At 64.7% G+C, this 2,044-nt stretch carries 1 protein-coding gene; it reads left to right on the plus strand.

The genetic code is table 11. From position 1 onward, the window contains the following. Positions 1-1,507 precede the first annotated feature (1,507 nt). Positions 1,508-1,630, plus strand: a complete 123-nt coding sequence (locus tag M6689_RS12230) for a hypothetical protein (protein WP_298272124.1) — start codon at positions 1,508-1,510, stop codon at positions 1,628-1,630. Positions 1,631-2,044: the final 414 nt, after the last annotated feature.

Below are 2,044 nucleotides of genomic sequence, written 5' to 3' on the forward strand. Positions count from 1 at the left end.
GGAGTTGACTACCTTCTCAGCCTGCTTGTTGGGAATACCAGCATGCTGAGCGACCTTGGACACCAGATCCTGCTTGCCGATGGTCTCTGCCATGTGATTGCTCCTTTCCCAACTGGACAGGGACGGCGGATCCGTCGCCTGGGGCGAAGAAGTAGCACATGGCGTGCCGAGAATATCGCCTGGCTGTATGGCTCCCGGAATCAGCCCTGCAATGGAGGCGAATCCGGCAGATTCGGGCCGGGGGTAGGTCAGCGGTGCCGGCGGAAAAGGTCGAGGAGACGATCCTCGTAGCCCTCCGCGACATGGACCCTCCGGTCAGACGCTCTTCCGGGGCAGGCCGGGCCAGAAGCTATTCTACTCGGAACCGTGCAGCGCTGTGTATCGGCATGACAATGCGGCTCTGTCCCCGGTGATTCCTGCACCTTCCCCGGACCTCTTCTCACCCCGGCTTCCGATAGCAGGCGGCTGACCCCGCAGCAACTGCCAACAAGATGGCATGGAAACTGCATCTTCTACGCACAGCTAACCTTTAACTGCGTGCAATATCCCATAGACGATCCCGTAGACGCTCGATTCTTCGGCTTCTCGAGAGCCAGGGAGATAAGGAGGACTCCCCATGAGGAATGCTTTCTACGCAGGCCTCTTGGTCCTGGGTGCGGCGGCGCTATGCCTGATAGCGCTGGCTCCCACCGATGTCGGCTACGCCGGAGTGCTGACCGGCCAAACCATATACGCGAAGGCGCTCACCGACCACGAATGCAGCAGCAGCGAGTGGGAGTTTGTGATCACTCAGATAGACACAGAGGCGCATGCGCCAGACTCGATCAGCGTGACCTGGGCCAACGGGCAGACGGCCACCGTCCCGGTCAAGCTGTTCAGCGGCAAGAAACTGACGGGAGGCACGGCCCACTACGTAACGACTGCCAATCTCGACTCGACGGTCGTCTCGGCCTCCACCACCATCTACAGTGGATGGAGCGGTGAGTTCAACCTGTCCCACGGTCCCTGTGGCAACACTCCGACCCCAACGGCGACGAGCACTGCGACCAGTACGCCAACCGTGACGCCTACCCCGACCAGCACGGCTACGGCGACGCCGACCTCTACCGGAACGGTGGTCACGGCGACCCCCACCGCTACGTCGACCCCCACAGAGACGGCATCGCCGACGGCCACCCCCACTAGCGGCGGAGGTGGTGGCGAGGCCACCAACACCCCGACCCCTACCGCCGCCGGCACGCCTCCGACGGCAACCCCGACCTCACCGCCACCTGGAGTCCCGGAAAGGGGTCCGGCCGCTAGCGCCACCCCGATCCCCACCGAGACCCCACAGGTAGCGGGCGTAGCTGCGGCGGTCCCGCCGACCCAAACGCCGGCGCCACCCGCGGCACCGGCCACGGAAACGCCCGTGCCGGCCGCAGCGCAAGCCACGGAGACGCCGGTGCCACCCACGGAGACGCCGGAGGTGTTGGGAATCGCGCCCCCGCCTCCCCCGGAGGTCGCCGGGGTGAGGGCACTGCCCTCCGCCGGTGAGGCTGACGACGGCCAGGGGAACGTGGCGCTGCTGCTGGTTCTGGCCGGCCTGCTGGCCTCGAGTGGAGGGATGGTACTGAGACGCTCGGCGCGGTAACCGTCGGAATAACCGCGCCACCCACCGAACCATAGGTACGCAACTTCTCCCGCGGCGGTCGCCGCGGGAGAAGCCTGTCCCCAACGAAAGAGACTGCCCTCTGCCCTTTTCGCAAGGCGCGGGGTTCTCCCGCTGGCGGAGATGGGCGACTCGGGCTTCAGCCGTGAAGCCGCTTCCACTGAAGGGCGCTCACCAGGAAACGATCCTCGTATTCCTTCTCAACATGAGTAACTTCTCAATAACTCAGGGCAGGCCCCGGCCGAGTTCTTGCATACGGGGGCCAGTGGACAGATCTGAACATCCTGGCCCTGGCCCTAGATAGACGGCGTACCTGTCGGTGCTCGAAGACCTTGACCTGTCGCGGATCGGCGACCCCTATGCTCGGGAGTGCATCCTCCGGCTGCTGAACCTGAT

It is taken from the genome of Geobacter sp. (genome assembly GCF_027327745.1).
Classification (GTDB): domain Bacteria; phylum Desulfobacterota; class Desulfuromonadia; order Geobacterales; family Geobacteraceae; genus Geobacter.